Annotated in this window: 21 protein-coding genes and 1 tRNA gene; 16 read left to right on the top strand and 6 right to left on the bottom strand. The window is 37.5% G+C overall.

The annotated features are described in order from the left end of the window. Window positions 1-2: 2 nt before the first annotated feature. A complete protein-coding gene (locus F9B76_RS02830) occupies window positions 3-1,259 on the bottom strand; it encodes a M48 family metallopeptidase (protein WP_159990728.1) in 1,257 nt (418 codons plus the stop codon). Window positions 1,260-1,420: 161 nt separating this feature from the next. Here F9B76_RS02830 and orn point away from each other — a divergent pair, with 161 nt between their 5' ends. From orn to pgsA, 5 genes are read left to right on the top strand one after another with little or no spacing between them, the layout of a single operon-like run. After that, complete coding sequence (gene orn, locus F9B76_RS02825; RefSeq protein WP_159990727.1) at window positions 1,421-1,966, top strand: oligoribonuclease; 546 nt, start codon at window positions 1,421-1,423, stop codon at window positions 1,964-1,966. Between the two features lie 18 nt (window positions 1,967-1,984). Next, window positions 1,985-2,431, top strand: coding sequence for a holo-ACP synthase (gene acpS / locus F9B76_RS02820; RefSeq protein ID WP_159990726.1), 447 nt, complete (start codon window positions 1,985-1,987; stop codon window positions 2,429-2,431). 35 nt (window positions 2,432-2,466) lie between these two features. Further along, window positions 2,467-3,510 (top strand): beta-N-acetylhexosaminidase, encoded by a 1,044-nt coding sequence (nagZ, locus tag F9B76_RS02815; RefSeq protein WP_159990725.1) that lies wholly within the window; start codon window positions 2,467-2,469, stop codon window positions 3,508-3,510. Continuing rightward, on the top strand, window positions 3,473-5,296 hold the full coding sequence (gene uvrC / locus F9B76_RS02810; protein ID WP_159990724.1) for an excinuclease ABC subunit UvrC: 1,824 nt from the start codon (window positions 3,473-3,475) through the stop codon (window positions 5,294-5,296). Before nagZ ends, uvrC begins: the two co-directional genes overlap by 38 nt. A 46-nt stretch (window positions 5,297-5,342) precedes the next feature. Then, window positions 5,343-5,912, top strand: coding sequence for a CDP-diacylglycerol--glycerol-3-phosphate 3-phosphatidyltransferase (gene pgsA / locus F9B76_RS02805; RefSeq protein WP_159990723.1), 570 nt, complete (start codon window positions 5,343-5,345; stop codon window positions 5,910-5,912). A 121-nt stretch (window positions 5,913-6,033) separates the two neighbouring features. Here pgsA and F9B76_RS02800 read toward each other — a convergent pair whose 3' ends face one another. Next, a complete protein-coding gene (locus tag F9B76_RS02800; protein WP_243140668.1) occupies window positions 6,034-7,326 on the bottom strand; it encodes a PHB depolymerase family esterase in 1,293 nt (430 codons plus the stop codon). 134 nt (window positions 7,327-7,460) lie between these two features. Here F9B76_RS02800 and F9B76_RS02795 point away from each other — a divergent pair, with 134 nt between their 5' ends. Continuing rightward, window positions 7,461-7,778, top strand: a complete 318-nt coding sequence (locus F9B76_RS02795) for a nucleoside triphosphate pyrophosphohydrolase family protein (protein WP_201289337.1) — start codon at window positions 7,461-7,463, stop codon at window positions 7,776-7,778. Between the two features lie 231 nt (window positions 7,779-8,009). Here the strand turns inward: F9B76_RS02795 and F9B76_RS02790 are convergent. The 4 genes from F9B76_RS02790 to trxA form a co-directional block, all read right to left on the bottom strand. Beyond that, window positions 8,010-8,086 (bottom strand) — tRNA-Ile (locus F9B76_RS02790). 15 nt (window positions 8,087-8,101) lie between these two features. Beyond that, a complete protein-coding gene (locus F9B76_RS02785; protein ID WP_159990722.1) occupies window positions 8,102-8,881 on the bottom strand; it encodes a 5'-methylthioadenosine/adenosylhomocysteine nucleosidase in 780 nt (259 codons plus the stop codon). 180 nt (window positions 8,882-9,061) lie between these two features. Beyond that, a complete protein-coding gene (gene rho / locus F9B76_RS02780; protein WP_159990721.1) occupies window positions 9,062-10,318 on the bottom strand; it encodes a transcription termination factor Rho in 1,257 nt (418 codons plus the stop codon). A gap of 53 nt (window positions 10,319-10,371) precedes the next feature. Continuing rightward, the gene (gene trxA, locus F9B76_RS02775) at window positions 10,372-10,698 is read right to left on the bottom strand and encodes a thioredoxin TrxA (RefSeq protein WP_159990720.1); all 327 of its coding nucleotides are present in this window, start codon (window positions 10,696-10,698) and stop codon (window positions 10,372-10,374) included. Between the two features lie 299 nt (window positions 10,699-10,997). Between trxA and parE the strand changes: the two genes are divergently transcribed. The 10 genes from parE to rpoD all read left to right on the top strand — a co-directional run bounded on the left by parE (window position 10,998) and on the right by rpoD (window position 25,922). Continuing rightward, window positions 10,998-12,968, top strand: coding sequence for a DNA topoisomerase IV subunit B (gene parE / locus F9B76_RS02770; RefSeq protein ID WP_159990719.1), 1,971 nt, complete (start codon window positions 10,998-11,000; stop codon window positions 12,966-12,968). Next, window positions 12,968-15,271, top strand: a complete 2,304-nt coding sequence (gene parC, locus F9B76_RS02765) for a DNA topoisomerase IV subunit A (protein ID WP_159990718.1) — start codon at window positions 12,968-12,970, stop codon at window positions 15,269-15,271. The genes parE and parC overlap by 1 nt, the downstream gene beginning before the upstream one ends. A 51-nt stretch (window positions 15,272-15,322) precedes the next feature. Further along, window positions 15,323-16,372: a CDP-6-deoxy-delta-3,4-glucoseen reductase gene (locus F9B76_RS02760; RefSeq protein ID WP_159990717.1), complete on the top strand. Its 1,050-nt coding sequence runs from the start codon at window positions 15,323-15,325 to the stop codon at window positions 16,370-16,372. Between the two features lie 462 nt (window positions 16,373-16,834). Next, a complete protein-coding gene (locus F9B76_RS02755) occupies window positions 16,835-17,641 on the top strand; it encodes a hypothetical protein (RefSeq protein ID WP_159990716.1) in 807 nt (268 codons plus the stop codon). 279 nt (window positions 17,642-17,920) lie between these two features. Beyond that, the gene (locus F9B76_RS02750) at window positions 17,921-19,087 is read left to right on the top strand and encodes an ATP phosphoribosyltransferase regulatory subunit (protein WP_159992066.1); all 1,167 of its coding nucleotides are present in this window, start codon (window positions 17,921-17,923) and stop codon (window positions 19,085-19,087) included. A gap of 60 nt (window positions 19,088-19,147) precedes the next feature. Then, window positions 19,148-20,443, top strand: coding sequence for an adenylosuccinate synthase (locus F9B76_RS02745; RefSeq protein WP_159990715.1), 1,296 nt, complete (start codon window positions 19,148-19,150; stop codon window positions 20,441-20,443). 5 nt (window positions 20,444-20,448) lie between these two features. Then, the gene (locus tag F9B76_RS02740) at window positions 20,449-20,994 is read left to right on the top strand and encodes a phosphoribosyltransferase (protein ID WP_201289336.1); all 546 of its coding nucleotides are present in this window, start codon (window positions 20,449-20,451) and stop codon (window positions 20,992-20,994) included. Window positions 20,995-21,276: 282 nt separating this feature from the next. Continuing rightward, on the top strand, window positions 21,277-21,489 hold the full coding sequence (gene rpsU / locus F9B76_RS02735; RefSeq protein WP_159990714.1) for a 30S ribosomal protein S21: 213 nt from the start codon (window positions 21,277-21,279) through the stop codon (window positions 21,487-21,489). Between the two features lie 9 nt (window positions 21,490-21,498). Further along, window positions 21,499-23,343, top strand: a complete 1,845-nt coding sequence (gene dnaG / locus F9B76_RS02730; RefSeq protein WP_159990713.1) for a DNA primase — start codon at window positions 21,499-21,501, stop codon at window positions 23,341-23,343. 218 nt (window positions 23,344-23,561) lie between these two features. Further along, window positions 23,562-25,922, top strand: a complete 2,361-nt coding sequence (gene rpoD, locus F9B76_RS02725) for an RNA polymerase sigma factor RpoD (protein ID WP_159990712.1) — start codon at window positions 23,562-23,564, stop codon at window positions 25,920-25,922. The last annotated feature ends 167 nt before the right edge of the window (window positions 25,923-26,089 follow it).

Here is a 26,089-nt window from a genome sequence, read left to right as displayed (position 1 = left end):
TATTATGCTGCCTTTTTTAAATGTGCAATACGAATACTGGCTGGTGGATGGCTATCATAAAAAGCAGAATGTAGTGCATCAGGGGTTAGTGTAGCGGCATTATCGTCATAGAGTTTGACTAAGGCAGAGGTTAAATCTTCTGCATTGGTTTGCTGTACAGCATATTGATCTGCCTCAAATTCATCTTTACGAGAGAGTAAATTACCAATAGGCGTATAGAAAAACATAAATACGGGTAGAACAAGGAGAAAGAGTACAATCGCTAATCCAAAAATAGGTTGTGTAACATGATGGAAAACACCTAATCCTGCAAAAAACCAAGGTTGATTAATAAGATAGCCTAAGAGGGCAAAAAAGATGAAGCTCATTACAAACGTCAGCAGAATTCGTTTAAGCACATGCTTATGTTTAAAATGACCTAGCTCATGTGCTAGCACAGCTTCAACCTCTGCTGGAGTCAATTTATTGAGTAATGTATCAAAAAAGACGATACGGCGATTTTTACCAAAGCCTGTAAAGTAGGCATTACCATGAGAAGAACGTTTAGAACCATCCATCACATAGAGTTCTTTTAAGCCAAAATTGGCGCGTTGAGCAAGCCCTTGGATACGCTCTTTTAATACAGGATCATCTAAAGGGGTAAATTTATTAAATAAAGGCATAATAAATTTGGGTACAATAGCCATTAATAAAACCATCATTATTGAAAGCCCTGCCCATGCCCAAATCCACCAATAAGGCGTAAAGAAATGTTTAAGGAAGGTAAATAAGAGATAGAGTAAACTTGCCATGAAAAGGGTACTAATTAAGGTACTTTTAATAAGGTCTTTAATAAATAACCCTACTGACATACGATTAAAACCAAAGGATTGCTCAATCACAAAAGTTTTATAAATTGATAGTGGAATATCAATTAAAGCACTAATAAAAGTTACCGCTAAGACTAATAAAACTTGATAAGCAACAGGAGAGCTGATATGGCTAGCCAACCAAGTATTTAAAGCGGTTAATCCACCGAATAAGGTAAAACCAAGTAGTACAATAACATTAATCAACACACTAACCATATGCAAGCGTTGGGTGGCAATGGTGTATTGTGCAGCACGTTGATGGCTTTGTAGATTAATTTTTTGCGCAAACTCTGCTGGTACAGCCTCTTTATGTTGGCTAACAGAGCGAATTTGTCGAGTTGATAAGTAAAGCTGTGTTGTTGTTTGTGCAATGAGAAAAACAATAAAAACAAGGGTAAAAGTGGTCATGTATTTGTATTATCCATAAAGGGTATAGGGTAAAACATACGCTTATTTTACACAAAGAGGGCATAGAAAATGTCTTAAAGCGAAAATTAGCTTATATCTTATCTCTTTTCCTTACTATTTACGGTACAATGTTGTCTATTAAGAAATGAGGAATCATCATAATGGCAAATAATTCTCAACGTTTAGTCTGGCTAGATATGGAAATGAGTGGGCTAGATCCAGAAAAAGAAAGAATATTAGAAGTTGCTTTAATTGTTACTGAGTCTGATTTAAACATTGTTGCTGAAGCACCTGTATTAGTGATTCATCAAGAAGATAGTATCTTAGATAATATGGATAAATGGAATAAAGGTACGCATGGGCGATCAGGTTTAATTGATAAAGTGAAGACATCAACATTAACAGAGGCACAAGCGGAAGAGCAGCTTATTGCCTTTTTAAAACAATATGTACCTGAAAATACTTCTCCTTTATGTGGAAATACAGTGAGTCAAGATAGGCGGTTTATGTTTAAATATATGCCCAAATTAGAAGCCTATTTCCATTATCGTACAATTGATGTTAGTACGTTTAAAGAATTAGCAAAACGCTGGAAACCTGAAGTATATAAAGGGTTTGAAAAGCAAAGTAAGCATGAGGCGTTAGCGGATATTCGGGAGTCTATTGAAGAGTTAAAATATTATCGAGAGCATTTTCTTAAACTATAATATTTTAAGGGATAGTATATGACACCATCAGATTTGTCTGTCTTACAAGGAAATAATACTATTGGGGGCATAGGAACAGATATTTTGTATGTTCACCGAATTGAAAGAGTCTTATCTCGTTTTGGTGATCGGTTTATCCAACGTATATTAGGTAGAGAAGAGCAACAAAAATACCATGCTCGAGCAGCGCGAGACCCTAAAAGAGGGGTACTATTTTTAGCAACACGATTTGCAGCAAAAGAAGCGTTTTCTAAAGCGATCGGTCTGGGTATGCATATGCCCATGTACTGGGCGGGTATGCAAGTCCTCAACGCACCGAGTGGTAAACCGATTGTCGTTTTATCTGAACCGTTAAAATCATGGTATGAAGAACGATTTGGAATGGCTCATGTATCTTTAACCGATGAATCAGACATGGTCATGGCATTTGTGATTATTGAAAAGAAACCCTTAGTAAAAACGTAGATTATTTGGAATATGAGCTTAAAGGAAATTAAGCAATGGAAGCAGTCTTACAACCGGGGCCTGTTATTGTCGATGTAGAGGGCACTCGTCTTAATCAAGTAGAATATGAACGATTACAACATCCTTTAGTCGGAGGGGTAATCCTTTTTTCTCGAAATTATGAAAATCCTACTCAATTATATGCATTAACACAGCAAATTCGTCAGGCAAGAAAAGCCCCCTTATTAATTGCTGTTGATCATGAAGGAGGGCGGGTTCAGCGATTTAAGACAGAAGGTTTTACACATCTACCTGCTATGCAAACAGTAGGGGAATATTGGGATAAAGACCCCTTAAAGGCGATGAGAGCAGCAACAGAAATTGCCTATGTGTTAGCATCTGAATTAAGAGCGTGTGGAGTTGATTTTACGTTTGCCCCTGTATTGGATTTAGACTATGGGGTAAGCACCGTGATTGGTTCTCGTTCATTTCACCGAGATCCTAAAGTGGTTACTATGTTAGCCAGAGCTTTTATTCAAGGGTTATCATTAGCTGGTATGGCGGCTTGTGGTAAGCACTTCCCGGGGCATGGGTTTGTAGATGCTGATTCACATATTGCTATTCCAGTGGATAATCGAGATTTAGATAGTATTTTAACGGAAGATGCAATTCCCTATGAATGGTTGAGTGATATGGTGTTACCTGCGGTGATGCCCGCCCATGTGATTTATCCTAAAGTTGATCAAAAAAATGCAGGCTTTTCATCTGTGTGGTTACAAACCATTCTTCGACAACGCTTAAACTATCAGGGATTGATTTTTTCAGATGATTTAACGATGGAAGGGGCAAGTGTTGCAGGTGATATTACCAAACGAGCGACAGCTGCTTTAACAGCAGGTTGTGATATGGTACTTGTCTGTAATCGCCCTGATTTGGCTGATCAGTTATTATCATCTTTAGAACCTATTGCTAATCCAATGCTTTCTATACGACTTAAACGCTTATTACCTGAAAAAGCGTTTATGACATGGAATGAGCTACAACACCATCAACGTTATCAAGATGCAAGATCCTTCCAAGCTCAAATCATTTCTGCATGATTTACCCCACTTACCGGGTGTATATCGACATATTGCTGAAGATGGAGAAGTCCTTTATGTAGGTAAGGCAAGAGATTTAAAAAAACGCGTCTCTTCCTATTTCCAAAAAACGGCTTCTAGCCCTCGTATTGCACATATGATCGCAAGAACAGTACGAACAGAAGTGACGGTAACGCGTTCAGAAGCTGAAGCACTTATTTTAGAAAATAATCTGATTAAAACCTTACACCCTAAATATAATATTTTGTTTAGGGATGATAAGTCGTATCCCTATTTAATGTTTAGTCACCATGAGTTTCCTAGATTAGCTTACTACCGTGGATCAACAAATAAGCCAGGGCGTTTTTTTGGCCCTTTTCCTAACGCTTATGCGGTAAGAGACTCGATTCAAATTCTTCAAAAAGTCTTTCGATTAAGAACGTGTGAAGATACGGTTTTTAATAATCGCTCACGACCTTGCTTGTTATATCAGATTAACCGTTGTACTGCTCCCTGTGTAGGCTTAATTTCAGCAGAAGATTATCAGGTGGATACACAAAATGCGCTAAAATTTTTAGATGGTCAGGCAACAGATGTTATTAAAAATATCGAAACTAAAATGCTCAATGCCTCTGAAAACCTACAGTTTGAGCAAGCGGCTATCTATCGAGACCAAATGCAGTCCTTAGCAACAGTGATGCATAACCAATCGATGGAACTTAGCGCACAAGTTGATGTGGATATTATTGCCGTTGTTTTTCAATCGGGCAAATGTTGTATTAATTTAGCAATGGTAAGAGGGGGGCGACATTTAGGGGATAAAGCGGTTTTTCCAACCCAAGTGAATGGTGATACAGAAAGTGAGGTATTGAGTGCCTTTATTGCTTCGCATTATTTGGATAATCAGCTACCCGCACAGTTAATATTGTCACATCCTTTGCCTGATAAGGAATTATTGATTTTACTTATGGAGCAACAATCTCGTAAAGTGAGAGTATTGCAACGCTTAAATGATACCCAGAAAGTATGGTTAGAATTAGCCCAGAAAAATGCATATTTAGCTTTAGGAAGAGTTTTATCAGAATCAACCGTGAAAGAAGCCCGAACACTAGATTTAGCTCAATTATTGGGGTTACCTCAAGACCCAGAGAGTTTAAGTCAATTATGGATAGAATGCTTTGATATTAGCCATAGTGCGGGTGAGGCAACACAAGCCTCTTGCGTTGTGTATCAGCACCATGATATGCAATCATCACGTTATCGGCGGTTTAATATTACGGGTATTACACCAGGTGATGATTATGCGGCAATGAAACAAGCACTACAACGCCGTTATGCTAAAGTAAATGAAGATAGTCATCAAATGCCTGATATTGTATTGATTGATGGTGGAAAAGGGCAGATAGAAATGGCTCGCCAAGTCTTTGAAGAATATGGATTAGATACGAGTAAAATTATTGGTGTTGCTAAAGGAGAGGGGCGTAAAGTAGGTTTAGAGACCTTAGTGTTTACCGATGAAAGAGAACCTCTATCTCTAGGTGTTGGTTCACCTGCCTTGATGCTGATAGCACAGATACGTGATGAGGCACACCGTTTTGCTATTACAGGAATGCGAGCAAAACGAGCAAAACAGCGTAATATTTCTCGGCTGGAAGAGATTGAAGGTGTTGGTGCTAAACGCCGACAAAAATTATTAGCAAGATTTGGAGGTTTCTCTGGTGTGGTTAATGCCAGTATTGAAGATCTTCGTTCAGTTGATGGTATTTCGCAACAATTAGCGGAAAAAATATACGAAGCTTTGCGTTAGTGGTAGCATAGTAGAAAAGATGTTAACGAAATGAGAAAAGCGTGAGATGAAAAATTTAAATATACCCATTATTCTGACATGGACACGTATTGCAATGATTCCTTTAGTGGTTGCATTATATTATTTACCAACAGAATGGATGGGCGTTTATTTTCGTGATTTAATAGGTGCTTTAGCCTTTGTTTTAGCCGCATTAACAGATTGGTTTGATGGTTGGTTAGCTCGGCGGTGGAATCAAACGACATCATTTGGTGCTTTTTTAGATCCCGTTGCTGATAAATTAATGGTCTGTGCGGCATTATTAATTTTATTAGATTTAAATAGGGTAGATTCTTTTATCGTATTAATCATTATTGGACGAGAAATTACGATTACCGCATTAAGAGAATGGATGGCAACGGTCGGTGCTAGAGATAGTGTTGCCGTACACCGATTGGGTAAGTTTAAAACGGCAGCACAAATGACGGCTATTCCCTTATTAATGTTTGCACAGCCTTTATTGGGTATAGATACGTATTTACTTGGCCAAGTGCTTATTTATATAGCGGCTATTCTTACTGTATGGTCTATGTTTTATTATTTAAATAAGGCTTGGCCGATTATTAATCAATTTTGATAAATGGTAGCTTCTTTTTAATAAGGTATCGATAATTTATATTTTAATCATACCAAAATAGTCTAAAAGCGATAGGATTTGAATAGTATTATTTTAACCCTATCGCTTTATTTTTAACATATTAATTTTTAACTTGTTGGAAGATCCACTCACGGATAGGTTCGATAGTGTAGGCAACACGCCATGTATTACGATGTCCGCTTGCTCCTGCTTTATCTGCACCTGGTAAAAAAACAGTATCTTTTGCAAAAACAGTATAGTTGATTGTATTACTCTCAGCGATTATCTTATCATAAGCAAAACGGTATTCATCGGTAGTCCATCGAGCATCCCATATATCACGACTGATCTTAGCACCTTCTTGCTCTAACTTTTCAGTAATAGCATTTTGTCCCGGGAATGCACCCAAATCATCAGCAGATACTAAAATCCAAAGTTTTTTCTTAGTGAGTGGTGTAACCAGTTCTGGATCCCATTGTCCAGCGACAAGAAAGCAAGCTGCAAATAAATCAGGGTATTTTATATTCATTGCAATGGTCATCATACACCCACCAGATTGACCTGTTGCATAAAGACGGTTTTTATCAATATTGTATGATTTGCTCAATGATTCAATAAGATGAATAGTTGTTTCTAGCATAGGTGATGCTTGAGATTTATCATCAACAATAATTTCATCAAATTGTGGAGCAAGTACAAAGCAGGGACGTTTAGCTTGGTCTTCTGGACTTGCCCATGCAATAGCACCTAATCCTTGTAATAATGTAGCTCGGTGAAATTCACTGGTAACACCAGCATCATGCATGAATAAAACAAGCGGTAGAGGTTTATCTTGATGGTTTTTAGGAATATAGAGGTTATAACGTAAGGATTTTCCTGTCTCTGGATCATTAAAAACGAGTTGCTGAAAATCATCTACAATGAGATTTTTAACAGAAGTGGTTGTTAGTTCTGTCTGATTTGTTTTAATGGTTGCTTTAGGATCTTTGAAAATTAAATTACTGGCAGGTTTATCGCCTGCTACCCAAGGTTTTCCACCATCTGTCGGTTTAGGACGAACAGTCGCATTATCCATTGGGATCATTTCTGATAAAGATAGATTAGTATCGTCAGGTGATAGCTGAATAATCACAAAATGCCCAGAATTTGTTTTATCTAAACCAATAGAATCACTGATAAAAATATCGGTAATCGTGCGTCCTTCAACATTAAAATCTTTAATATTAACCTGTTCATTTGTTATGGATTGATCGTATTCAAGAGCAATGGCTGTTAAACGAACACCATCACCAAATACTTGGGTTATTGCGGTTGCTTGTTTAGCTTTTACCCCAGTAGTAGCAAAAGTAGGAAAACTAACTGTTAAGGCAGTCCCAGCACTTATCATTAAAAATTCTCGACGTGATAATATCATATTTTCCATTTGATGAAATATATTAAAATAAATACAGTTAAACCAGTAATAAGATTGAGTAGGCTTATTGTTACTGTAGATTAGATGTACTTTGTAAAAGTCGTATTATATAGTGTTGAGGATATATAGAAATAATGAATTTGCAACAAATTATTGAACGTTCACATCTTATTCGAGAAAAATATCATCAATTAGAACGAATAAATCATCAAAAAGAATGGTCTGTTATTGAAGATGCTTTAGCATTTCTGACTGATGCTGGTCTAGTAGGTCGTCTAACCATGTCTCAACAAGAACGTTGGGTAATGAGTAAAGATACTATGCCTGAATTAGAACATAAATTAGCAGAGTGTGTTTGGTGGTTAGCGGTACTTTCTAAACGTATGGATATTGATTTAGAAAAAGCGATGGAAACATTTTTATCAGGGATGGAGCAACGCTTTTTACGGTGAAAGGGTAACGGTGTAAGGGATATATGGGCACGAGAGCGTTACAACGACAGAAAAGTACGTAAAATCAAGGTGGATAGAGACGATAGAGCCAAATCAAAAAAGTTGACCTTTGCCCTCTTTATCCAGTACTGTATATTAGACACTGTCTAATATTTTGTTTAAAAGGGGATAAAAAGCAATAAAAAATCACTTAAAGAAAGTCTCTAAGTGATTGATTTAATTGACAATTTATGGTCCCCCCGGCCCGACTTGAACGGGCGACCAAAGGATTATGAGTCCTCTGCTCTAACCAACTGAGCTACAGGGGGAACATAAGCTGTCTATTATAACGCAAAATTATGATTTTGTAAAAAATTAAATAAAATATTTGAAGAAATAAAGGGAGCAACTTTTGTGAGGAAAGTAGAAAAATCTTCCGTTGCTTTATGATTAGCTTTATCAGAAATAATACGAATAACAGCAAAGGGTAGTTGATATTCTTCTGCTATTTGTGCAATAGCAGCCCCTTCCATTTCGGTACAGAGGGCATCGGGGAAACGATTTTGTAAATCAGTAACGGCATCATCTTTATGAATGAATTGATCGCCACTGATAATTAAACCCTGATGAATTTGAATCTGTTTAAGTTTAAAACTATCAATAATATGAGATGGTATTAGGTGAGATAGATCTGAGGTGTTTAATGAATGTGTAAACGCTAAACTACTATGATGTAATGCGGTATTAAGGGTATGGTCAGATGAGAAAATACTTTTCCCAAGAAGAGGTACTTCATAGCGAGGAAAAAGAGGTTCTGCATTTAAATCATGTTGGCAAAAGTGTGTACCAATCACAATATCACCAATATTAACAGAGGGGTGTAAACCACCTGCTAAACCTGTAAAAATAATTCTATCTACACCAAAGGTTTGGATAAGGGTAGTACATGTTGCACTAGCAGCTACTTTACCAATACGGGCGAGTACGATAACGCAGTCTTGATTGTAAATTTTGCCTTGATAAAAAACTCTCTGTCCAATAGTGTATTGTTTCATGGATGAAGACATTTTTTCTAAAAAAACGGCTATTTCTTGAGGTAAAGCAGCAATAATACCTAATGTCATTTTATATGAATAATTTGATTTAAATTTAGAAGAAGTTTATTTATTTTTAAAATAAAAATCTCAATATTATTTTAATCTTTAAATAATATTGAGATGATAGGCTCTGTGGAGGTTTTGTTTTTTACAGGGAAATACCAATAAAAATAAAATATCCACAGTGCCTTGTGATAAATGAGAAAATTAACGTTTCATTAATTCAAAAAACTCATCATTGGTTTTGGTAGAACGAATCTTGTCAAGAATAAATTCCATTGCTTCTACCTCGTCCATTTCATGGATAAATTTACGAAGTACCCATGTTTTTTGTAGTGTTTCTGGTTTCATTAAGAGTTCTTCTCGGCGAGTACCTGATTTATTTAGGTTAATTGCAGGGTAGAGACGTCTCTCAGCAAGACGGCGTTCTAGGTGAATTTCTGCATTACCAGTACCTTTAAACTCTTCGTAGATAACTTCATCCATACGGCTACCTGTCTCAATCAGTGCAGTACCAATAATAGTAAGAGAACCACCTTCTTCAATATTACGAGCAGCACCAAAAAAACGTTTAGGACGTTGTAAAGCATTAGCATCTACACCTCCCGTTAATACCTTACCAGAGGAAGGGACAACCGTATTATAAGCACGGGCAAGACGAGTAATAGAGTCTAATAAAATAATGACATCTTTTTTAAGTTCAACTAATCGTTTGGCACGTTCAATAACCATTTCAGCTACTTGTACGTGGCGTGTAGCAGGCTCATCAAAGGTTGATGCTACAACTTCACCTCGTACCGTACGCTGCATTTCAGTAACTTCTTCAGGACGCTCATCTACTAATAATACAATTAAGGTTGCATCAGGATAATTGGTGGTAAGCGAGTGTGCAATATGTTGCATCATCACTGTTTTACCTGATTTAGGGCTTGCTACAATCAATGCACGCTGACCCTTACCAATGGGGGCAAAAATATCAAGAATACGCCCTGTACGATTTTCATCACTCTTTATATCACGTTCTAGAATGAGTGGCTGATCAGGGTGTAAAGGAGTTAAGTTTTCAAACATAATGCGATGTTTCATCGCTTCTGGTGCAACCCCATTTACTTTTTCGACCTTAACCAAAGCAAAGTAGCGTTCCCCATCTTTAGGGACACGCACCTCTCCTTCAATAGAGTCGCCAGTATGTAGGTTAAAACGGCGAATTTGTGAAGGTGAGATATAAATATCGTCAGTGCTAGCTAAGTAAGAGGAATCTGGTGATCGTAAAAAACCAAAACCGTCAGGAAGTACCTCTAAAACACCATCTCCAAAAATTTGTTCGCCTAATTTAGCACGGCGCTTCATAATTTGGAACATTAATTCTTGTTTACGGAAACGGTTAGCGTTTTCAATTTCTAGACCTGCCGCAATGTCAAGAAGGGCAGACACGTGTAGTGATTTTAATTCGTTTAAATGCATTATCGTATTGAGAGGAAAGTGGTGGGTTAGTGAATAACCCACGCGATGAATAATTAGATGTTAGCTTCAATAAAATTAACAAGACCTGTGCGATCAACCGCACCTACTTTGGTCGCAACAGATTGACCGTTGTTAAAAATCATTAAGGTAGGAATACCACGGATACCAAAGCGGGCAGCTACTTCTGGGAATTGTTCAACATCAACTTTAACCACTTGGACTTTGTCAGTATATTCCTTAGATACATCATCAAGAATAGGGGCAATCATTTTACAAGGACCACACCAAGGAGCCCAGTAATCGACTAAGACAGGTTTATCGGCTTGTAATACGTCAGCATCAAAGCTATCTGCTGTTGCATGTTTAATAATGTCACTCATAATATATAAAGACTGTTAAGAATAAAAATAGAGAGACTAAATGATGTAGGTCATTTAGTGATTATTTATGAAAATTGCTTTCAAACTAAGTGTACTTTATTAGTATTATACACTTTTGAAGCAGGTAAAAAGATTAATGTTAAGTATAGCGATACTTCTTAAAATTTTTTGTATTTTACAATGTTTTTTTATTTGAATACAATTTAATAATAGAATACATAAAATTTGTTGAAATGTCAGACAAATAGATAATAATCACATTAAAATAGGACTGTTTTTTTACACAGTAGAGATTAAAAGTGGCGAGTAAAGAAAATTATGATGAAAGTTCCATTCGGGTATTGAAGGGGCTAGAACCTGTTCGTGAACGCCCGGGTATGTACACTCGTACAGATAACCCCCTGCATATTATTCAGGAGGTTATTGATAATGCGGCAGACGAAGCATTAGCGGGTTTTGCCAAAAAAATCAGTGTCAGTCTTAATCTTGATGGGAGTATTACGGTAGAAGATGATGGGCGAGGCATTCCAGTAGGTTTGCATCCTGAAGAAAAAATTCCTGTGGTAGAAATTGTCTTTACACAACTGCACGCAGGGGGAAAATTTGATAAAAAATCAGGGGGTGCTTACGCCTTTTCTGGTGGTTTACATGGTGTAGGGGTATCAGTAACAAATGCATTATCAACACAGCTTGAAGTAGTCGTAACACGAGAAGGGGAAACCCATGAAATTATCTTTGCAAATGGCGGTGAGGTTAAAACACCTTTACATACGGTAGGAACAGCACCAAAACGCAAATCAGGTACACTTGTTCGTGCTTGGCCAGATGCTAAATATTTTGATAGTGCACAAATTCCTTTGAATGAGTTAGTACACCTTTTGCGTAGTAAGGCAGTATTAATGCCTGGTGTAGAAGTAGTACTTCATATCGAAAAAACAGGCGATACGCGTAAGTGGTGTTATGAAGATGGATTAAAAGGCTATCTCACAGAGTCGCTATCCGATGTTGAATTGTTGATTCCTTTATTTGCTGGTGAAGATTATGCAGATCAACACCATGATACCTTTGCTAAAGGTGAAGGTGCTGCATGGGTTGTCGCATGGACAACAGAGGGAGCGATAGTAAGAGAATCTTATGTGAATTTGATTCCAACAACAAATGGAGGAACACATGAATCTGGTTTGCGCGAAGGGCTTTTTAGTGCTTTAAAAGGATTTGCAGAGTTACATAGCCTTTTACCGAAAGGGATTAAATTATTACCCGAAGATGTTTTTGCTCGTGCTAGTTTTATTCTTTCTGCCAAAGTCCTTGATCCACAGTTCCAAGGACAGGTAAAAGAGCGTTTAAATAGCCGAGATACCGTACGATTAGTTTCAGGTTTTGTGAAATCTGCATTTGAATTATGGTTGAATTCTAACGTTGAACACGCTAAAAAACTAGCTGAATTTGCCATTAAACAAGCACAAGCAAGAACAAACTCTGCTAAAAAAGTTGAAAAACGTAAAGGTTCAGGTGTTGCTGTACTACCCGGTAAACTCACCGATTGTGAGTCTAATGATGTAACTCGGACAGAAGTTTTTTTAGTCGAGGGTGATTCAGCAGGTGGTTCAGCTAAGATGGGGCGTGATAAAGAGTTCCAAGCCATTTTACCCTTACGAGGGAAGGTATTAAATGCCTGGGAAGTGGAAAAAGATCGTTTATTTGCAAACAATGAAATTCATGATATTTCTGTTGCAATTGGCGTAGATCCGCATTCCGCAACGGATAACCCTGATTTATCGGGTTTACGCTATCGTCGTATTTGTATTTTGTCAGATGCGGATGTAGATGGTTCACATATCCAAGTATTATTGCTGACATTATTTTTCCGTCATTTTCCTAAACTGGTCGAAAATGGTTTTGTTTATGTCGCAAAACCACCATTATTCCGTGTAGATGTTTCGGCACAAGGTAAACGACCTGCTCGTAAGTTTTATTGTTTAGATGAAGATGAATTAGCAAGTGTTCAAGAAAAGCTTATTCATAAAGAAAATATCAAAGAAACAGCGATTAGCATTAGCCGTTTTAAGGGGTTGGGTGAAATGAGTGCAGAACAACTCTGGGAGACCACAATGAACCCAGATACTCGCCGTTTATTACGCGTTGCCTATGGACAAATGGATGGGCAAGAAACAGTGGCTATGTTTGATATGCTAATGGGAAAAAGTGAGTCTGCTCAACGCCGCTCTTGGATTGAAGAAAAGGGTAATTTAGCTGAATTGGATGTGTAATGAGTAATCAAAACGAATTATTAACTGTAGAAGAAAATGGAGAGCCTAGTATTACCCTAGGGTTGTATGCCGAGAAAGCCTACCTTGATTATGCTGTGTCAGTGGTGAAAGGGCGTGCCTTACCCGATGTGGGGGATGGTCAAAAACCTGTACAACGCCGTATTCTATATGCGATGGATAAAATGGGGTTGCGAGCAGGAGCAAAGCCCGTTAAATCTGCACGTGTCGTGGGAGATGTATTAGGTAAATACCATCCACATGGGGATCAAGCGGCTTATGATGCAATGGTGCGTATGGCACAAGACTTTTCCCTACGCTATCCTTTAATTGATGGTCAAGGTAACTTTGGTTCGCGTGATGGTGATGGTGCAGCAGCGATGCGTTATACGGAAGCACGTTTAACACCGATTGCTGAATTATTGCTAGAAGAATTAGGGGAAGGAACGGTTAATTTTATCCCTAACTATGATGGACAAGAGCAAGAACCAGAGGTATTACCTGCTCGCTTACCAATGATGCTTTTAAATGGAGCTTCTGGTATTGCGGTGGGTATGGCAACAGAGATTCCTTCGCATAATTTACAAGAAATTGCTGCAGCTAGTGTTGCTTTATTGCGTAATCCTCAATTGCCAGATGAAGAATTATTTACGCTTTTACCAGGCCCCGATTTTCATGGTGGTGCGCAGATTATTTCTTCTCCAGAACAAATTCAACAAATCTATACAAGTGGTAAGGGCTCAGTAAAAGTTCGTGCGTGTTGGACTTTTGAAGAAATGGCTCGAGGTCAGTGGCAATTAGTGGTGAATGAGCTTCCACCGAATACCTCTTGTCAAAAAGTCTTAGAAGAAATTGAAGAAATTACAAATCCTAAAGTAAAAACAGGTAAAAAAACATTAACACAAGAGCAACAACAAGCTAAAGCAGCGATGCTTGCTTTATTAGAAACGGTTCGTGATGAATCGGGTAAAGAAGCGGCAGTGCGGTTGGTTTTTGAACCGAAATCCTCTCGAATTAATCGAGATGAGTTTGTAAATGCTTTATTGGCTAGTACCAGTATGGAGGGAAGTGCATCTATTAATCTTGTTTGTATTGGGATTGATGGCAGACCTCAGCAAAAAAGTATTCGAGAGATTATTTTAGAGTGGTTAGCTTTCCGTACACAGACCGTTACTCGCCGTAGTCAGTATCGTTTAGATAAAGTCAATGATCGTATTCATGTATTAGAAGGACGATTATTGGTTTATTTAAATGTGGATGAGGTAATCCATACGATTCGTGAATCGGATGATCCTAAAGAAGCCTTAATGACTCGTTTTCATTTAAGTGAGCGTCAGGCAGAAGATATTCTTGAAATGCGTCTTCGTCAATTGGCTAAATTAGAAAGTTTTAAGATTGAACAAGAATTAGCAGATAAACGAAAAGAACAAGAAAAACTAGAGGAACTTTTAGCTAATCCTTCTAGTTTAAAACGTTTAATTATCAAGGAAATTGAGGCTGATGCTAAGAAGTTTGGTGATGAACGTAGAACAATTATCGAAGAAGCTGAACGAGCTATTGTAGAAAATAAAGTAGTTGATGAGCCTGTTACAGTGATTGTGTCTGAAAAAGGGTGGTTACGCGCTCGTCAAGGACATGGGCATGATTTGAGTGGATTACACTTTAAAACAGGGGATAAATTTTATGCGAGCTTTGAGTGCCGTAGTGTGGATACCTTAATCGGTATAGGTTCAAATGGTCGAGTGTATTCTGTTCCTGTTGCTAATTTACCCTCAGCACGGGGTGATGGGCAACCGATTACGGCAATGATTGATTTAGAAAGTGGTACGCATATTGTACATATTATTGCTGGTGCGGAGAAGAGTCGTTGGCTACTTTGTCAGGATAATGGTCTAGGGTTTAGTGCGTTAATCAGTGATATGATGACCAGACAAAAAGCGGGTAAAGCATTTATCAATCTTGAGGAAAAGGCAAAGATTATCCGACCCGTTGCATTGCCTGAAAATACGCGTTATATAGGTATGTTAAGTAAAACCAATCGTTTCTTGATGATTGATATCGCTGAAGTGAAAACGTTGAGTGGTGGTGGTCGAGGAACTATTCTGATGAGTTTTGATACCAAAGATACTTTTACTCAGATTCTAGCGGTAAGTGAACAAGGTATTATGGCGACAGGTGTTTACCGTAATAAAGATGTTGAAGATTTAATCGCACTAGGTGATTTACAGGAGTTTATTGGTAAAAGAGCGCGTAAAGGTAAGGCGCTAAACTTACGCATGAAGCAGGCAACTTTATTACCGTTATAGATAAAATAGAGTACAATCACCACTTTTACTCTTCGTTCGATAGGATTAGCCATGGCTTATAAAGTAACCATTGAATCAAGTAATCATACTTTTGAGGTAAATGAGGGGCAGACTATTCTGGATGCTGCTCTGGCAAATGACATTATTCTACCCTATAGCTGTCGTGCGGGTGCCTGTCTAAGCTGTAAAGGTAAGGTTGTTTCAGGGGAGTATGAGTCAGGATTAGGGACAACTAATTTAATCCCTGAAGAGGAACGAGCAGAGGGAGCTTGTTTATTCTGTGAGACTAAGCCACGTTCTGATTTAACCATTCAAACACAAATTGTTAAATTAGCATCTGCTATTCAAGTTAAAAAGCTACCTGTCCGTGTTACTGAAATGGAGAAAAAAGCGGATGATGTGATGGTGGTTAAATTACAAACACCTAGTTCAGATACTTTTCTCTATGAAGCAGGTCAGTATATTGAATTTATTTTAAAAGATGGTTCTCGCCGAGCTTATTCATTAGCCACGCGTCCTATCGAAAAAGCACCGATAGAGTTACATATCCGTCATATGAAGGGTGGACTATTTACAGACCATGTCTTTGGTACAGGTAATACGGCGATGAAAGTAAAAGAAATTTTACGAATAGAAGGGCCATTAGGATCATTTTTCTTGCGTAAAGAGTCGGATAAACCTATCGTTTTGTTGGCTAGCGGTACAGGATTTGCTCCCATTAAAGCGATTGTAGAAGAAATCATAGAAAGTGGTATTTTGCGTCCTGTTTCTTTGTATTGGGGAGGGCGTCGCCCCGCTGATATTTATATGATGGATTTATGTAAAGAGTGGGATGCTCGCTTACCTCATTTTACCTTTATTCCTGTTGTTTCTGATGCTTTACCTGAAGATAATTGGCAGGGGCGTACAGGATTTGTTCATCAGGCAGTGCTTGATGATATTGCTGATTTAAGTGCCTATCAAGTTTATGCCTGTGGTGCACCTATTGTTGTTTCCAGTGCACGTACAGCTTATGCACAGGCAGGATTACCAACAGAAGAATTTTATGCAGATTCCTTTACTTCTGCTGCTGATTTAGTTCATCAAGAGCAGGATAAATAGAGAAAATTGATTCAAATAAAGGGGCTAAAATAGTAGCCCCTTTGTGCTTTATGGTACATTATTTTTGTGGTGAATACGTTCATAAAATCTACGTTATCTGATACTATTATTTTGTTGTTTTGCTTATTTATCCTTTTACTTTCCCTCTTAGTAGCGTCTATCAAATGGTTTTTAAAAGCACCATCTATTTAAAACTTATGCTGGGTTAATGTCGTATCAAATTTGATTAATAGGCTATTGTGATATATTGTTTAAAAATAGATAAAAATAACAGTATTTCAGATCAAGAGATATAGCATCAAATATTACATTTGGTTTAATATAATTAATAATTATTACAATTTGAGCAAGTTTTATTATAAAATAAAGGCAATATTGCAGTCATGATGGCTCTATAAAATGGTATCAGTTTTATTCTCTTAATTTTTAATTCATTTTAATAGGACACAAAAGGGGAACATAATGCGTGAAAAAATAGAGTGTGGTGTATTAACCCTACCTATGTTTGATTCATGGCTAGATCGTTTTCTAGGGGAGGCACAAAAGGAATCGGATCGCTTAAAGTTTTTCAAAATTGATATATTCAATTTTGTGATTGGGGATACTTTTGATATAGGGGGACAGTCATTTCCTAATCCAACCGTTATAAATGATTTGGCTGTTTTATTTGAGCGATATGACTGTTTAATTGTTCCTGTTGAACAAGAAAGTTTAGTTTGGACAAGAATAATGCTATCTCAATTACAGCCGATACCTCAAGTTCCTATTGTTGTATTAGCTCATCATATTCAACCCGTTGCTTTTTTAGATTTAGTTGGGTTGGGTGTAAGTGATTTTTTATTAGAGAATGATAATATGGCACTTATTCATGTACGGTTGCGTAATCAAGTGTATCGATATACTCAACAACGAGTCTATGCTTCTCATAATATAGAATTATCTGGTGTACATGATAATCCCCAAAAACGGCAAATCTCTCGAGAAAAAAGTATCAAGGCATTATCACGCTATGCGATGACTAAAAAAAGAAAATCATTACTAGCGATGCTAACCGTAGAGCAAGCTGTCCAGTATCAGGATTCTTTCCGTGAGGCGAAGATGAAAGTGGTGGAAGATTTTGAAAAACGTTATATTACATATTCACTTGTGCAAGCAAGAGGTAATATCTGTGCGGCAGCGCAGTTAGCCAGCAAAAATAGAAGAGCCTTTTGGGAATTAATGCGTAAACATAATATCAAAGCAGAGGATTTTAAAAGTGAAGATTGGTAGAGTTGCGTAATGCTATTTATGCCTCTTCAAAAATAGTTAGAAAAATTTGTAAAAAATCCAAAGTTTACGAAAAACAATTAAAAATCGATAGTGTTTTAAAGTTTTTATCCTTGAATAGCGTAAGTTATTAACGCTAAATGTAAAATAGATTATTTTTCTGGTAAATGAATGTGTAAAAGTAGAGAAACTTTGCTATAATGTGTTGTAAGTTAAGAATTGCAAATACGGCCTACTTGCTTACGCAAATAGGTCGTTTTTTATTATTGTTTTAAGATGAAAATACAAAACTGGTTACTACCAGACTATTTATCAGATATTTTACCAGCTGAAGCGCGACGTATCGAAGAGTTAAGACGGCGATTGCTTGACTTATATCGAGCGCATGGCTTTGAGATGGTAACACCTCCATTAGTAGAATATACAGATTCTCTGCTTGTTGGGCAAAGTGATTCACTCTCTTTACAGACTTGTACATTGGTTGATCAAATATCTGGGCGAAATATTGGTGTGCGAGCAGATATGACACCACAAATCACGCGGATTGATGCCCATTTACTCAATCGTGAGGGTGTTACACGTCTTTGTTATTGTGGAACAGTGCTTCATGCACGCCCAGCAGGCTTATTATCTGATCGAGAATTGATGCAGATTGGCGCAGAAATCTATGGATATGAAGGGGTAGAGGCTGATATTCAAGTAATCCAACTTGCCCTTGAAAGTCTTATGACAGCAGGTGTTTCTGCTGTTCGTGTTGATTTAAATTATCCCGGTATTACAAGGGCATTGATTCAAGCATTTTCTGGTTTTAACCAAGATACGGTAACTGAGATTTATACCTATCTCAAAGATAAGGATAAGACTTCTCTTGCTTTGCTATTAGATCAATATCCTACATTACCCGCGCAGATCAAATCGGGTTTGCTTGCTTTACCTACACTCTATGGTGGGGTAGAGATTCTTGATAAAGCGCAGGAAATATTACCTCCACTAGCAGAGGTACAAAAAGGTATTCAATCACTAAGAGCAATAGTAGCAGAATTAAATACTGCGCAGCTAAGTATTGATTTAGCGGATGTAACAGGCTATGCTTACCATACAGGCGTTATTTTTGCCCTTTATGCTGATGGTTGGCATGAAGCATTGGTACGAGGTGGGCGTTATGATAATCTGAGTGAAGCCTTTGGTCGTGCAAGGGCGGCAACAGGTTTTAGTTTGGATTTGCGTAAATTATCAACACACTTAACGCCAGCTAGTCCTAGTAAGGCAATCAAAGCCCCTTGGCTAAATGATAAAGCATTAAATAGTCAGATTAATGCATTAAGAGAGGCAGGGTATATTGTTGTTCAAGAGTTACCCAATAGCCATATCTCTGTAGATGAATTTATTTTTGAGCAAGAGTTAGTTTTTGAGCAAGGTGAGTGGCAACTCAAAAAAATTGCTGATTAAATTAACGCTTATTTTTAGACTTGTGAAAACAAGAACCCGTTTTTTTTTTAAGTAGAGACTATGAATAAAAACGTCGTCGTAATTGGCACCCAATGGGGTGATGAAGGCAAAGGCAAGATTGTCGATTGGCTAGCAGAAAATGTGCACGGTGTCGTACGTTTCCAAGGTGGGCATAATGCTGGACATACGTTGTGGATTAATGGTAAAAAAACGATTCTTCGTTTAATTCCCTCTGGTATTATGCATCCGCACACTACCTGCTATATTGGTAATGGTGTGGTACTCTCCCCAGAAGCTTTACTTAAAGAAATTGGTGAGTTAGAAGACGCAGGTGTTGAAGTCTGTTCTCGCCTAAAAATCTCAGAGGCGACTACATTAATTCTACCTTATCACATTGCGATAGACCAAGCACGAGAGGCAGCTAAGGGTGATGCCAAAATTGGTACAACAGGTCGTGGTATTGGGCCTGCGTATGAGGATAAAGTTGCTCGTCGTGCGATTCGTGTACAGGATTTATTCCAAGAAGAAATACTAGAAGCTAAACTACAAGAAGTATTAGCCTACCATAATTTTATTTTAGCCAATTATCTTAAAGCAGAAACGCTTTCGTATGATGAAATCTTACTTCAAGTTAAAGAATGGGCTAAACAAATTAAGCCTATGGTGGCTGATGTCGCAGAAGAGCTTTATCAAGTACAAAAAGCAGGTAAATCTCTCTTATTTGAGGGAGCGCAAGGTGCTTTATTAGATATTGATCATGGAACATATCCCTTTGTAACAAGCAGTAATTGTGTTGCAGGACAGGCATCTGCTGGTGCTGGTGTGGGCCCTTCTTCCTTACACTATGTTTTAGGTATTACGAAAGCCTATACGACACGTGTAGGATCTGGCCCTTTCCCAAGTGAATTGCATAATGAAATTGGTGCACATATTGCCAAAGTCGGTCAAGAGTTCGGTTCAGTAACGGGTCGTCCTCGCCGTTGTGGTTGGTTTGATGCCGCAGCACTTAAACGTTCGGCTATTGTAAATGGTCTTTCTGGCTTATGTGTTACCAAGTTAGATGTATTAGATGGTTTAAAAGAAGTGGGTATTTGTGTGGGCTATGAGGTAGATGGTAAAAAAGTAGATATCCTACCTTATGGGGCAAATGATTGTACAAAAGTTGTACCGATTATTGAAATGATTCCGGGGTGGACTGAATCAACCAAAGGGGTAACTGAATATGCAAAACTTCCTGAAAATGCACGTAAATTCTTAGTGCGTATGCAAGAAATTTGTGAAGTACCTATTGCCATGATTTCTACTGGCCCTGATCGCCAAGAAACAATTATGCTAACGAATATTTTAGAGGGTTAATAATAATGAGTCTTCCTCAGAGTACAGATACAGATTTATGGGTGAGTTGGGATAGCTATAACCGTCTCATAGAACGGTTAGCATTAACTGTTTATCAATCAGGTTGGAAATTTGATACGATTATTTGCCTAGCACGTGGTGGTGTGCGAGTAGGGGATGTCTTATCACGGATTTTTGATGTTCCTTTAGGTATTTTGGCGACCAGTTCTTATCGTGAAGCAGCAGGTACACAACAGGGGCAGTTAGATATTGCAAAATTTATCACAATTACCCGTGGTACTTTATCGGGACGTGTATTACTTGTAGATGATATGGTAGATACAGGATTAACTTTTAGTAAGGTCTATGATCATTTATTGACACAATTTCCGGATATTGAAGAAATGCGTTCAGCGGTATTATGGTGGAAAGGTCACTCTAAAGTAGAACCTTTTTACTATGTTGATAAATTACCAACTAATCCATGGATTCATCAACCCTTTGAAGATTATGATAGTTTACGTCCTCATCAATTAGAGGCTTGGATCCGAAAAGGTGTACAAAACGATTAATTTCTGCTAAAATGGCAGATTATTCTAAAATTAAGTAATTGATTTTAGGTGAATGATAGTGATAACAATAGTGTTTTAACTATTATGATAGCGTTTTATTCACCTTTGATCATTACATCATACTCAAAAGGTCAGGTGATTTTTTAGCTGTTTGTTGGGTAAAATAGTTTGATTACCCCCAAACATTAATAACCCTTTACAGGGTTAGTCTTGTATTTTTTATAGATTACCATTGATTATTTGTTATATATAATCAATATATTAAATTTAAAGGATTTTTGAATGCCAAGCGTTCGTCTAAAAGAAAATGAGCCATTTGAGGCTGCTTTACGTCGTTTCAAACGTACTATTGAAAAAACAGGTTTATTGACTGATTTACGTGCTCGTGAATTTTATGAAAAACCAACAACAGAGCGTAAACGTAAACACGCAGCTGCGGTAAAACGTCATTACAAACGTATCCGTAGCCAACAATTACCTCCACGCTTATACTAATGTCGTATTATGATTCCTGAATCCTTTGTTCAGGAAGTGCTCAACCGCGTTCATGTTGAAGACGTGGTTGGGCAGTATGTACAGCTAAAAAAAAGAGGTACAAGTTTATTTGGCCTCTGTCCTTTCCATCAAGAGAAAAGCCCTTCCTTTTCAGTAAGCCCCCAAAAACAGTTTTTTCATTGCTTTAGTTGTGGTCAAGGCGGTAATGCTATTGATTTTCTGATGAAGCATTTGGGAATGACTTTCCCTGAGGCAGTTAAAACATTAGCCAGTCGTGTTGGATTACAAGTACCCGAACAAAAACGATCATCACGTCAAATTGCACAAGAAATAGAGCGAAAAACCAAAACTGATTTATTACATGAGTGCTTAGAAAAAGCACAAAAATGGTATAAACAACAGCTAAAACAAGCCCCTGAAGCGATTGACTATCTAAAAAATAGAGGTTTAGATGGAAAAACAGCCCTTAAATTTGGTTTGGGTTGGAGTGGCCGAGATAGGCAAGGTCTAAAACAAGTCTTTGAAAATTATGATAACCCCGATTTAGTTGAGGCGGGTTTAGTTATTCAAAATGAAGATTTGCGTAAATACGATCGTTTTCGTGAGAGAATTACTTTCCCTATCTATAATGCCAGAGGCAAAATTATTGGGTTTGGGGGGAGGATTATTGGTAGTGGTCAGCCCAAATATTTAAATTCACCTGAAACGCCTATTTTTCATAAAGGATTGGAACTTTATGGTTTATTTGAAAATCGAGCAGGTATCCATAAAGAGGGATTTGTCTTAGTTGTTGAAGGCTATATGGATGTAGTTAGTCTTGCACAACTGGGATTAGAAAATGCAGTAGCTACATTGGGGACAGCGACATCAGCAGAGCATATTACCAAACTGATGCGTATTACGCATAAAATAGTTTTTAGTTTTGATGGAGACCAAGCAGGGCGAAGAGCCGCATGGAAAGCGTTAAAAACGTGTTTTCCTTTATTGCGAGATGATATTGCAATACGCTTTCTTTTTCTACCAGAAGAGCATGACCCAGATACCTATATTCGTGCTTTTGGACAAGAAAAGTTTAGAGAACAAGTACAATCTTCGCTACCTCTATCGACATTCTTTATTGAAGAGTTAAAACGTCATTATCGACTTGATGAGGCAGAGGGAAGAGCAACGTGTTTGCATGAGATACGAGAATTACTTGTACAGCTTCCTGATGCGACCGTTATGCGAGTACAAATCGAAAAGGATATGGCCAAGCTATTAGGATTAACACATGAAGAGCTGAAAAGTAATCTACATAGCTATATAGAAAGTCAACAACAACGGCAGGCTAATGTACAAGCCTTTATGCACACAGAAGAAGTTTTTTCTCCTTTAGTAAAGAAAGAGATAAAAGAAAAGAAAAAAGTATCTTCTTGGCATCAAAAGCGTACGGTAGATCCTTTGAGTATGAAGATTTTTCGTTTGATTTTAAATCATCCGGATATACTGACATGTATCACAGAAAGGCAGTTAGAATTATTAGCCCATCAAACACAATATGCATTAGTTGCACAGTTTCTTGCTATTTGTATTGCTAGCGGAACAGCGACATTGGGGACAATAGAGCATAAATTAAAAGAACATGAAGATATTTACCGTATTGTTATGTCTATTGTAAATAATCCCATTATACAAGATGAAATCCTAAGCAACCCTAAGGCAGAGTGGATAGGAATAATGCATAAGGTTGAAATAGAGGATATTAAACGCATCCTAAAAGAACTGATGCAAACGGCGGATATGCAAGATGAAACGAATAAAAAACGTTATCGTCAGTTAAGTATGCGACTAAAATACTTAAATAATATGATTTAATTCTATTTATCAGTTATTGAATATCATAGGAGTTGTCCCCATATAGGAGAGTAAACAGCAAATTATTCCGATGATATGGAAGGCATCCTATAATGTTTTATATAAAACCTTTTATTCTACAGTTTTTATATAGAGTTCTGTATAATAAAGGGTTATCTAAATATTTCCCATCATTTGAGTAGTGCTTTCTTGATTAACTCCTAAAAGGGTAATGAAATATGGCTAAGGTAAGTAAACGAACGGCAGAGAAAACGGGTTCTACAAGCAAAAAGGTAAGCGCAAAAGCCGATGCAACAGAAAGCAGTACGACAAATAAATCTCTTAAAAAAGAACTCCCTATGACAGACAAAAAGACAAGTGCAAATACGGCTAAAAAAACAGCAGTTGAAAAAGTTGAATCAGCAGAAGAAACAGTAAAGGCAGATACTAAATCAACAAAATCGACCGCTAAGGCTAGTAAAACGACTAAACCAGCAGCTTCTAAAGCGGAAAAATCTAAAGCCTCCAAAAAGACAGCTAAAAAAGTCATTGAAGACCTAGATGATGATTTAGATGATGACTTTGATAGCTTTGATGATGATTTTGATACACCGCCTAAAAGTAAAAAATCACCCGGTCGTCCTAAATCAACTATTTCATCAGATGACTTAGATTTTGATGATGATAATGGAGATGATGACAGCGTTGATATTGATTTTTCAGATGTAAAATCTAATCGCTCAAAACGGCGTGGTGATGCGGGTGGACGAAATATCTCTCCAGAGCAAATAGAAGCACGTCGCGCACAGATGAAACAATTAATTAAGCAAGGTAAAGATCGTGGTTATCTTACTTATGCGGAGATTAATGACCATTTATCTGATGATTTGGTGGATGTTGATGCCTTAGACAGTATTATCAGCACATTTAATGAGATGGGTATTCCTGTTTATGATCAAGCCCCATCTGCTGAAGATTTAATTCTTAATGATAATACGCCTATCAGTGATGATGACGATGTGGAAGATGAGGCAGAAGCAGCATTAACCACAGTTGATTCTGAGTTTGGTCGAACCACGGATCCTGTGCGTATTTATATGCGTGAAATGGGTTCAGTAGAGCTACTCACTCGTTCAGGCGAAATTGAAATTGCACAGCGTATCGAAGATGGCTTAAAGGCGATGGTAATGGCAATTGCCGCATCACCTACGACAGTAGAAGAAATTTTACGTCATATTCAGCGTGTTCGTGATGGTCAAGCACAAATTGACGAAATTGTTGATGGCTTAATCTCTGAAGATGGTGAAGAATATGCGGGTTCTGGTGTTACGTTAGAAGATGAATCGGATGATGTACCTGCTGGTGGTATGAGTAGTAAGCAAATTGAAATGCTACATGAACAGGCATTAGAGAAGTTTGATCGTGTAGAAAAAGCTTTCAAAATCATGAAAGAAGAGTGCGAAAAAGGTGCTTATCAATCTGATACTTATGAAAAAGCCCATCAAATTATTTATGATGAGTTATTAGGGGTACGTTTTACAGCAAAAATTGTTGAGCGTTTAGCCGATACATTGCGAGGACAAGTAGAACAAGTTCGTCATTTAGAGCGTCAAATGCTAGCGGTTTGTGTTGATCGTGTTGAGATGCCTCGTGAGCATTTTATTGCCTCTTTCCCAGGGCATGAAACAGATTTAGAATGGGTTCATAAAGAAATCCAATCAGGCGCTCCTTATGCTGAAAGACTAGAACGTTTTATTCCTGATATTCATGAAATTCAAGAAAAATTTATTGAATTAGAAAAAGAAGTTATTCTTCCTATTCAAGATCTGAAAGATGTCAATAAACGTATGGCAAATGGTGAAGCCAAAGCGAAGAAAGCCAAACAAGAAATGATTGAAGCTAACTTACGCTTGGTGATTTCGATTGCCAAAAAATATACCAATCGTGGTTTGCAATTCTTGGATTTAATTCAAGAGGGTAATATTGGTTTGATGAAAGCAGTTGATAAGTTTGAATACCGCCGAGGTTATAAGTTCTCGACTTATGCTACATGGTGGATTCGACAAGCCATTACTCGCTCTATTGCGGATCAAGCGAGAACTATCCGTATTCCTGTGCATATGATTGAAACGATTAATAAGATGAACCGTATTAATCGTCAAATTTTACAGGAAACAGGGGTAGAACCTGATCCAGCTACCTTGGCTCAAAAAATGGAAATGCCTGTTGATAAGGTTCGCCGTATTTTAAAAATTGCGAAAGAACCTATTTCAATGGAAACACCGATTGGTGATGATGATGATTCACATTTAGGCGATTTCATTGAAGATGTGGGTACATTAGCACCTGCTGATTCTGCTTTACAACGTTCAATGAGTGAGGTTTTTGAAGAGGTAATTAATTCCTTAACGCAAAGAGAGGGTAAAGTTCTTCGTATGCGTTTTGGTATTGGAATGAGTTCGGATCAAACCCTTGAAGAAGTTGGTAAACAATTTGATGTAACGCGTGAGCGTATTCGTCAAATTGAGGCAAAAGCACTGCGTAAATTGCGTCATCCTAGTCGAGCAGACAAACTAAAAAGCTTCTTAGAAAATAACTAAGTAGATTGACCAAAGATAAAAAGCTGTATGAGGAAATCATACAGCTTTTTTTATTCTTCCTCATTTATAAAATTAAACCAATAATATAGCTATTTCTTATTAAGACGATAAAAAATGAGGGATATAGAAAATACGGTTTAATCCATTTGATGTGAAATATTTTTCTG

This window comes from Pelistega ratti (assembly GCF_009833965.1).
GTDB classification, from domain to species: Bacteria; Pseudomonadota; Gammaproteobacteria; order Burkholderiales; family Burkholderiaceae_B; genus Taylorella; species Taylorella ratti.
The sequence above is the reverse complement of the archived record's forward strand: the minus strand, read 5'-3'. Positions and strand labels throughout refer to the sequence as shown.

Excerpts from the sequence above, each read along its gene's own strand:
- F9B76_RS02745 (WP_159990715.1), top strand. The coding sequence starts at position 19,148 with ATGAATAAAAACGTCGTCGTAATTGGCACCCAATGGGGTGATGAAGGC.
- uvrC (WP_159990724.1), top strand. The coding sequence starts at position 3,473 with ATGCAAGATCCTTCCAAGCTCAAATCATTTCTGCATGATTTACCCCAC.
- pgsA (WP_159990723.1), top strand. The coding sequence starts at position 5,343 with ATGAAAAATTTAAATATACCCATTATTCTGACATGGACACGTATTGCA.
- nagZ (WP_159990725.1), top strand. The coding sequence starts at position 2,467 with ATGGAAGCAGTCTTACAACCGGGGCCTGTTATTGTCGATGTAGAGGGC.
- F9B76_RS02795 (WP_201289337.1), top strand. The coding sequence starts at position 7,461 with ATGAATTTGCAACAAATTATTGAACGTTCACATCTTATTCGAGAAAAA.
- F9B76_RS02760 (WP_159990717.1), top strand. The coding sequence starts at position 15,323 with ATGGCTTATAAAGTAACCATTGAATCAAGTAATCATACTTTTGAGGTA.
- rpsU (WP_159990714.1), top strand. The coding sequence starts at position 21,277 with ATGCCAAGCGTTCGTCTAAAAGAAAATGAGCCATTTGAGGCTGCTTTA.
- dnaG (WP_159990713.1), top strand. The coding sequence starts at position 21,499 with ATGATTCCTGAATCCTTTGTTCAGGAAGTGCTCAACCGCGTTCATGTT.
- F9B76_RS02800 (WP_243140668.1), bottom strand. The coding sequence starts at position 7,326 with ATGATATTATCACGTCGAGAATTTTTAATGATAAGTGCTGGGACTGCC.
- parC (WP_159990718.1), top strand. The coding sequence starts at position 12,968 with ATGAGTAATCAAAACGAATTATTAACTGTAGAAGAAAATGGAGAGCCT.
- rpoD (WP_159990712.1), top strand. The coding sequence starts at position 23,562 with ATGGCTAAGGTAAGTAAACGAACGGCAGAGAAAACGGGTTCTACAAGC.
- F9B76_RS02830 (WP_159990728.1), bottom strand. The coding sequence starts at position 1,259 with ATGACCACTTTTACCCTTGTTTTTATTGTTTTTCTCATTGCACAAACA.
- acpS (WP_159990726.1), top strand. The coding sequence starts at position 1,985 with ATGACACCATCAGATTTGTCTGTCTTACAAGGAAATAATACTATTGGG.
- orn (WP_159990727.1), top strand. The coding sequence starts at position 1,421 with ATGGCAAATAATTCTCAACGTTTAGTCTGGCTAGATATGGAAATGAGT.
- F9B76_RS02755 (WP_159990716.1), top strand. The coding sequence starts at position 16,835 with ATGCGTGAAAAAATAGAGTGTGGTGTATTAACCCTACCTATGTTTGAT.
- rho (WP_159990721.1), bottom strand. The coding sequence starts at position 10,318 with ATGCATTTAAACGAATTAAAATCACTACACGTGTCTGCCCTTCTTGAC.
- F9B76_RS02785 (WP_159990722.1), bottom strand. The coding sequence starts at position 8,881 with ATGACATTAGGTATTATTGCTGCTTTACCTCAAGAAATAGCCGTTTTT.
- trxA (WP_159990720.1), bottom strand. The coding sequence starts at position 10,698 with ATGAGTGACATTATTAAACATGCAACAGCAGATAGCTTTGATGCTGAC.
- F9B76_RS02740 (WP_201289336.1), top strand. The coding sequence starts at position 20,449 with ATGAGTCTTCCTCAGAGTACAGATACAGATTTATGGGTGAGTTGGGAT.